At 40.4% G+C, this 7,258-nt stretch carries 6 protein-coding genes; 5 read left to right on the top strand and 1 reads right to left on the bottom strand.

Features of this window, described 5'->3' with window-relative positions; genetic code table 11:
• Positions 1 to 193 precede the first annotated feature (193 nt).
• Together AC060N_RS20685 and AC060N_RS20680 are read left to right on the top strand one after the other, a co-directional pair.
• Positions 194 to 1,573 (top strand): lactate utilization protein B, encoded by a 1,380-nt coding sequence (locus AC060N_RS20685; RefSeq protein WP_479525366.1) that lies wholly within the window; start codon positions 194 to 196, stop codon positions 1,571 to 1,573.
• Positions 1,570 to 2,016: an RrF2 family transcriptional regulator gene (locus AC060N_RS20680; protein ID WP_153640795.1), complete on the top strand. Its 447-nt coding sequence runs from the start codon at positions 1,570 to 1,572 to the stop codon at positions 2,014 to 2,016. The genes AC060N_RS20685 and AC060N_RS20680 overlap by 4 nt, the downstream gene beginning before the upstream one ends.
• On the opposite strand, the gene AC060N_RS20675 is transcribed toward AC060N_RS20680, so the two are convergent.
• Positions 2,013 to 2,399: a VanZ family protein gene (locus AC060N_RS20675; RefSeq protein ID WP_106540978.1), complete on the bottom strand. Its 387-nt coding sequence runs from the start codon at positions 2,397 to 2,399 to the stop codon at positions 2,013 to 2,015. The genes AC060N_RS20680 and AC060N_RS20675 overlap by 4 nt on opposite strands.
• Positions 2,400 to 2,431: 32 nt before the next feature.
• Here AC060N_RS20675 and hemW point away from each other — a divergent pair, with 32 nt between their 5' ends.
• The 3 genes from hemW to AC060N_RS20660 are packed head-to-tail and all read left to right on the top strand — an operon-like array spanning position 2,432 to position 7,257.
• Complete coding sequence (gene hemW, locus AC060N_RS20670; RefSeq protein ID WP_479525365.1) at positions 2,432 to 3,559, top strand: radical SAM family heme chaperone HemW; 1,128 nt, start codon at positions 2,432 to 2,434, stop codon at positions 3,557 to 3,559.
• A gap of 37 nt (positions 3,560 to 3,596) precedes the next feature.
• On the top strand, positions 3,597 to 6,857 hold the full coding sequence (locus AC060N_RS20665; protein ID WP_479525364.1) for a hypothetical protein: 3,261 nt from the start codon (positions 3,597 to 3,599) through the stop codon (positions 6,855 to 6,857).
• A complete protein-coding gene (locus AC060N_RS20660; RefSeq protein ID WP_479525363.1) occupies positions 6,847 to 7,257 on the top strand; it encodes an ATP-binding protein in 411 nt (136 codons plus the stop codon). The genes AC060N_RS20665 and AC060N_RS20660 overlap by 11 nt, the downstream gene beginning before the upstream one ends.
• The last annotated feature ends 1 nt before the right edge of the window (position 7,258 follow it).

Below are 7,258 nucleotides of genomic sequence, written 5' to 3'. Positions count from 1 at the left end.
ACATGGAAATAGGAAATACGCTTTTCATACAGAAAAATGTGATGATAAACAGCATTTTGGGAGGTTGTTAACGTTGTTGATTTCTGTTGAAAACGCGGGATACACAATAATTTCCCGTTTTCGTAAGGTCGGATTCCGTTTTAAGTTTTTAGAGTGAGAAATAGAGCTACTGATTATTACATAATATGTTACAATGAAGAATAAGAAGCGCTTTGTTATTGATTCAGAAATTGCTGCTGTGAATGTTGATTTAAGGCAGAAGTTGAAGTACAATATTCGTCAATATGATAATGCATTTCAGGCTGGACTTAATCGTTTTTCTGATCACGATGCGCTCAGAAAAAGAGCTTCTGATTTAAAGGATAAGGTCGTTTCTCAGCTGGACGAATACCTGATGGAGTTTGAGGAGAATGCTGAAGCAAACGGTAGTCAGGTATTATGGGCCAGGGATAAGGATGAAGCAATCGAATTGGTAACCGACATCTTGTTGAATGAAGAAGTTGAACTTGTGGTGAAAAGCAAATCTATGCTCAGTGAGGAAATTCACTTGAATGAAGAGTTGGAAAAGTTGGGAATAGTTAGCCAGGAAACTGATTTAGGTGAATTCATTGTGCAAACTGCTGGCGAACCACCTTTTCATATTGTCACGCCGGCTATGCACAAATCAAAGGAGGATGTAGCTGAACTTTTTCACGAACATTTTAACACACCTACCCAGTCAACGCCTGTTGAGTTGACCAACTTTGTTCGCGAGAAATTGAGAATTCAGTACCAGGAAGCCGGCGCAGGAATTACAGGAGCTAACTTTTTGATTGCTGAAAACGGAAATGTTGCGTTAACTGAAAATGAAGGGAACGGGGTAATGAGTACGTCTTTTCCGAAAACACATATCGTTATTGCGGGAATTGAGAAGATAATTCCTTCGATGAAGGATTTAGGATTTATCTGGCCGTTGTTGGCCGGGCATGGTACGGGGCAAAAAATATCTGCTTATAACACCGTTTTTACCGGACCTAAGAGAAAAAGCGAAGAGGATGGCCCCGAAAAGCAATTTATTATTCTTATCGATAACGAACGTTCGTCGATGCTGGATACCAACGAACAATGGCAAGCTTTAAAGTGCATCCGGTGTGGCGCTTGTTTGAATGCTTGTCCTATCTATAAAGTGGTTGGCGGATATACCTATAATACAGTTTACAGTGGGCCAATTGGATCGGTAATTACTCCTTTTATGAAGAATTTTGCCGAGTTTGGTCACCTAAGTACAGCCTGTACGCAATGTGGAAAATGTGAAGAAGTTTGTCCCGTTATGATTCCATTGCCCAGATTATTACTTTTAAACCGAAAACTAACTAACGAAAATGGAGGGAATGATTGGCGATGGGACACAGGAATGAAATTTTTTGAATACATTAGCTCTAACCGAAAACGGATGGATGTGACACAGGGTAGTTTGAAGAATTCGGCTGTTTCGCTAACCGCTAAAAACTTAATGGGAAAAAATAAATCGATGCCGACTTTTGAAGAGCTCTCCTTTTCGCGGCAGTGGAAAATAAAAAGTAAAAACGGATGATGTTATCAAAAACTTGTAAATACGCTGTTCGTGCTGTCATTTATATGGCAGCCAACTATAATGAAAATCAAAAATGTGGAATAAAAGTACTGGCCGAAGAATTGAAAATTCCGGCTCCTTTCTTAAGTAAAATTCTGCAAAAGCTTGCCCGGTTTAATGTTTTGATTTCCAATAAAGGACCCAATGGCGGTTTTGCGCTGGCTGCGCCTCCGGATCAGATTTCATTATATAAAGTGGTAGAAATTATCGATGGTAAGGAGCTGTTTGAGAGTTGTGCTCTTTCTGATGATACTTGCGACGGCCGCAGGGAAGCGTCTCATGTATGTGCGTTACACGATAGTTATTCTGATATTCGCAAACAGTTGATAAGTACCTTCAAGGACAAAATGATTGCGGACTTGCTAACGGAAGCTGACAGTTTCCCTGGAAAAATGAAATTTTAACTCAGCCATTTTCCTACAAAAGTATTTTTGAGCCAGTACAAGTAAATTAATGTACCGGTGATAGCTCCTGTTGTATTTGCTGCAAAATCACCCCAACTACAATCACGGTTGATAGGTAACTCATATTGAAGAATCTCGAGTAAGCCGCCTATAAAGATTAACAACAGGGCATTTATCAACAGAATTTTCTGGTTGGAATATTTTTTGAATTGATGAAAATATCCGGCAAGTAGCATTGACATAACGAAATACATCGTGAAATGAACTACTTTATCGAAGTAAGGAATTGACAACAAAGACAGTTTTGGAATGTCGCCTGCCGGTGTTAAGGTTAAATAGAGAATAACGATAAACCAGCCAATAATTTTAATGTACTTTTGCATTTTGATTTACATTGAATTGCGAATATACAAAAATGGCCGGCATATACTTCCACATACCTTTCTGTAAAACGCATTGTCATTACTGCGACTTCCACACGAGTTGCCGTCTTGCTGACCTGCCAGGTGTCATGGAGGCAGAGTTCAAAGAACTTTCGCTGAGAAGGAATTATCTCGGTGATGAGATTGTTGACACCATCTATCTGGGGGGAGGAACCCCTTCCCTTTTGCGATTGGAATACCTGAAAAAGATACAAGAATCAGTGCACTCATTGTTCAAAGTCAGCAATGAAGCAGAATGGACTATTGAGGCTAATCCCGATGATTTAGAGCAGAAATATTTGTACGATCTTCAAAAATCAGGTTTTAACCGGTTAAGCATAGGGACACAAAGCTTCGACGAAGAGATACTGAAATACCTGAATCGGCGCCATAATGCGCAACAATCGGTTCGTTCGGTGCTTCTGGCAAGAGAAGCTGGTTTTCAGAATATATCTGCTGACTTAATTTACGGTATCCCGGGATTAAGCAAAGAAGCCTGGGAACGGTCAGTTGATACAGTTGTTAATCTGGATGTGGAACATGTTTCGGCTTACCACCTCACTTATCACGAAGGCACCGTTTTATATCAGCGTTTGCAGGATGGCAAACTCAGCGAAGTTCCCGATGAAGTAAGCTTGGAGCAATACGAGTATTTGGTATCGGCTTTGAAAAATGCCGGTTACGAACATTACGAAGTAAGTAATTTTGCCAAACCAGGTTATTATTCCCGTCACAACTCTGCTTACTGGAAAGAAAAGAAATATCTAGGCATTGGCCCTTCTGCTCACAGCTACGACGGCCTATCGAGACAGTGGAACATCCGCAGTAACCCGCAGTATGTTAAGTTGGTCAATGATAATCAGAAGTTTTTCGGTATTGAAGAGCTGAGCGAAGTTGATCGGTATAATGACTACATCATCACTTCGCTTCGGACGATCTGGGGCATCGATATACGGAAGATTGAAACGGAGTGGAATAGTGAGCTTGGAAGGCATTTTCATAAATCACTTGCTAAATATCGGGGGACTGACTTGGTTTTTGTAGAGAATGACATTCTCAGATTAACAGAAAAAGGAATTTTTGTTTCCGATCGCATTATGGAAGATTTCTTTTATGCCTGATTTTGTAATTTAGTTGTATTCCGGAAGAGAAAGACTGATGAAAGAGTGGAAGGAAATAGACATACTGTACAAAGCATTACGCCGACTGTATTACCGTAATAAAGTCCTGCTGGGAGTTATTCGGTTTGCGCTTGTTGTTGTCGGATTGTCGTTTGTACTTATTGGTTTACAGCAAGTCTACTATTTTGGTTCTGACGTTAGGACAGTTCTTTTTTACTTCTTCATTTTCCTGATAATTAGTCTCTTCATTTTTTTTGTTGGTTTGCCTTTTTTTAGATTGTTCCATTGGCTTCCAGGTTTTGCACCGAAAGAGATTAGTAAGATTTTGAGGGCCCGTTTTTCTGGTTTAGAAGATCGGTTTCAGAACATGCTGGAGCTGAAATCTGTTTATGACGAGAATGGTGGAAATGATCTAGTAAATGCAAGTATTAAGCAAAAGCTTGAAATTGTTCAGAAGTATCCGCTGAAGGAAGCTTTCCGGTTTCGTTTGCCACAAATTGAAAAGTGGACTTTAGGAATGGCAGTTGCGCTTTTCGTTTCTGTTTGTCTCTTTACTCCTGGCTTTCTGGTAAAAGGATATAACCAATACGTCCATTACAATCAGGAGTTCTCTCCCGCTGCCGATTTCTCATTTGTGCTTTTAAATGATTCACTTTCTGTGAAGAAAGGAGATTCATTTAAGATTCGTGTTCGTTTGCAAGGAAATAATTTTCCGGCACGCTTGAACGTGGTGATGAATGGAAATCAATTTGCCATGCAACCTATCGGGGATGGTTCTTACAGTTACACCATTGGAAATGTGTATCACGATTTACAGTTTCAGTTGAATGGCGGGACATATTACTCCGGTGTTTATGATATCAAGTGTTTGGCGGTTCCTGTTATCAGGGCATTTACAGTCAATGTTAGCCCACCCAAATATACGTCTATGGCTTCCCGAACGCTGGAGAACCAGGGTGACGCCGAAGTTCCTGCAGGAAGTAGGGTGAGGTGGACGCTAAACGCCGTTGATGCTGATTCTGTTTTTGTTTGTTCAGGTTCACATGCCGAACAAATGGTCAGACAGGATGATGGGAGTTTTCGTTTAGACTCGACGATAAAAGGCAACACCGAATATTTTTTTAGGGTAAAGAATTCAAATTTCACGGATGATGGATTGGTATATAACTTAAAAGTTTTGAAAGATGAATACCCTTCCATCGCGGTGAAGCAGATTCAGGATTCCGTAAATCTTACAGCTTTTTATTTTCACGGAAGAATATCAGACGATTATGGCATCAATGCTGTGAAATTTCACGTCGTTGGTGATCAGCTTGATTCCACATTAAATGTTTCTGTTCATCCGAACCAAAACCCACAGGATTTTTTCTACGGATATAGTTTCAAGGGGTTAAAGCCCGGCGTTTATCGATATTGGTTTACGGTGGCCGATAATGACAAGCTTCATCACTTTAAGAAGAAACAAAGTGAGGTGTTTACGTTTCGCTTTCCCGGGTTTCACCAAGTGGAAGCGGAAAATAAGAAAGGCTATCAGCGGCTTGAAGACAAATTGAATGAAGGGAAGGAAGTGGCCCGGAAGATACAACAGGATTTTGGGAAGATGCGGGATAAGATGTTAAGTGGTCAACTCACCGATTGGGAAAAGAAGCAAATATCGGAAGGAATTAAGCAACAGAACAGCCAGCTTCATCAGTTGATGGATAATGTGAGTAAGGAGAATCAGAAGCTGAATAATCTGTCCAAAAATTTCTCACAGCTGTCGCCTGCTTTGTTGGAGAAGCAAAAGCAAGTGGAGAAGTTGATGGATCAGCTTTATTCCGATGACTTGAAAAAGTTGTTCGATGAGTTGAACACCCTCATGAACCAGTTTGACCAAAAGAAATTCAACGAATTGACCAAAGATATCAATTATCGGTTGGATGATTTGAGTAAGCAGTTGGACAGAAACATCGCTTTGTTGAAGAAAATGCAGGTGGAAAAGTCCATTCATGACATTGAAAACAATTTACAGGAGCTGGCAAAACAGCAAAATGCTTTGTCCGACTTGATGAAAAAAGGCGGTCGTTTCAAAGAGGATTCGTTGTTGGCTAAGCAAGATGAAGATATTAAAGCAGCCTTTTCAGCAATCGATTCTGTAATGGAGCAGAACGATGAGTTGGAAAAGCCTTATTCGATTAACAAGTCGGGTTCGCTCCAGAAAGACATAAACGATGATATGCAATCGCTTTCTGAAAAGAAGGGAAGCAGGAATAAGCGCAGTGATATTTCTGACCGGATTAGTCGTTCCCTGAAGAAGGTAGCCGATAATTTGAATAAGAGTATGTTGTCTTCACAGATGGAAATTGATTGGGAACAGGTTCGGCGGATTCAATACCTCGCGGATAATATTCTGACTTATTCTTTTCAGCAAGAGAATTTGATGGATGAGATGCGCGGAGTTTCAGCTTTGGATCCCGCGTTGACAAGCTATCTCGACAAGCAAAAGAATCTGGTGCAGTTTGAGGAACAGTTGCGCGATACGCTGTACCTGTTGTCGAAACAAGCGCCACAGATTAATATGCAAATAGGCAAGGAGTCGCTCAATTGGAAATATTATACCGATAAAGCACTTTCCGGTTTAGAAGAAAGTCAGTATCAGAAAGGAAGGGTAAATCAACAGTTTTCCATGACGTCTGCTAACAACCTGGCGTTGTATCTTTCAGAGGCATTGCAGCAAATCATGGATATGATGAAGAACGCACAGCCCGGTGACGGCACCTGCAATAAGCCTGGCGGTAAAAACAATTCAATTCCCAGCTTGGCAGCGCTTCAGAAAAAGTTGAAGGAGCAAATGCAGAGTATGTTGAATGATCTGAAGAATGGGCAACAGCCCGGAAATGATCAACTTGGTAAGATGTTGATGCAGCAGGAGATTATTGAGCAAGCCATCAGGGGGCAGGTTTTAAGGGGTAATTTAGGTCCGGATGTAGAGAAGCAGCTGAAGGAAGCGCAAAGGTTACTCAATCAAAATCGAAATGATTTGGTAAGTAAAAACGTTACCCAACAGACAGTTAAGCGACAAAATCTTATATTTGAACATTTATTGGATGCACAAAATGCCAAAATGCAGCGTAATTCAGACAACGAAAGAGAGTCTGAATCGGCTAAAAATCAGCTGGTAAGTCATCCTAAAAAGTATTTTGAGAAGGAAGCGAAAAAGGAAGATGAGCTTGACATAATTTCGAGGTCATACTGGAGAATGAACTATTTTTACCGTGAAAAGTTTAATTCTTATCTAAAAAATATTAATGGTCGGTAATATAATCAGACGGCAATTGGAAATTCACTCTCGCATCGAAGAGTTGAAAACGTGCCTTAAGGTGTGTCACGAGATGCGTGATTCGTTGTCGCTTGATTGTGAGACCTACTTTTCTTTTCAGACTTCATTGCTTGAAGCTGTTCAAAATGCGATTATTCATGGGAATAAGTCTGATGAGAGTAAGAAAGTCAAGATCGATTTGGAGGTAGATGAATCTGCAATTCAGGTTCGTATAGAAGATGAAGGAAATGGTTTTGACCCGGAATGTGTTGTTAATCCTACCTGTGGCGATAATGTAACCAAGGAAAATGGCAGGGGAATATTTTTTATTAAAAACCTTTGCGATGGGTTTGAGGTTATCGGTAAAGGGAATGTCGTCAAATTATTAATCCGTATTTAGT

The sequence above is a fragment of the Prolixibacter sp. DSM 2831 genome, from assembly GCF_056493735.1.
This window is presented reverse-complemented; position numbering and strand designations above follow the sequence as displayed.

Excerpts from the sequence above, each read along its gene's own strand:
- hemW (WP_479525365.1), top strand. The coding sequence starts at position 2,432 with ATGGCCGGCATATACTTCCACATACCTTTCTGTAAAACGCATTGTCAT.
- AC060N_RS20665 (WP_479525364.1), top strand. The coding sequence starts at position 3,597 with ATGAAAGAGTGGAAGGAAATAGACATACTGTACAAAGCATTACGCCGA.
- AC060N_RS20685 (WP_479525366.1), top strand. The coding sequence starts at position 194 with ATGAAGAATAAGAAGCGCTTTGTTATTGATTCAGAAATTGCTGCTGTG.
- AC060N_RS20680 (WP_153640795.1), top strand. The coding sequence starts at position 1,570 with ATGATGTTATCAAAAACTTGTAAATACGCTGTTCGTGCTGTCATTTAT.
- AC060N_RS20675 (WP_106540978.1), bottom strand. The coding sequence starts at position 2,399 with ATGCAAAAGTACATTAAAATTATTGGCTGGTTTATCGTTATTCTCTAT.
- AC060N_RS20660 (WP_479525363.1), top strand. The coding sequence starts at position 6,847 with ATGGTCGGTAATATAATCAGACGGCAATTGGAAATTCACTCTCGCATC.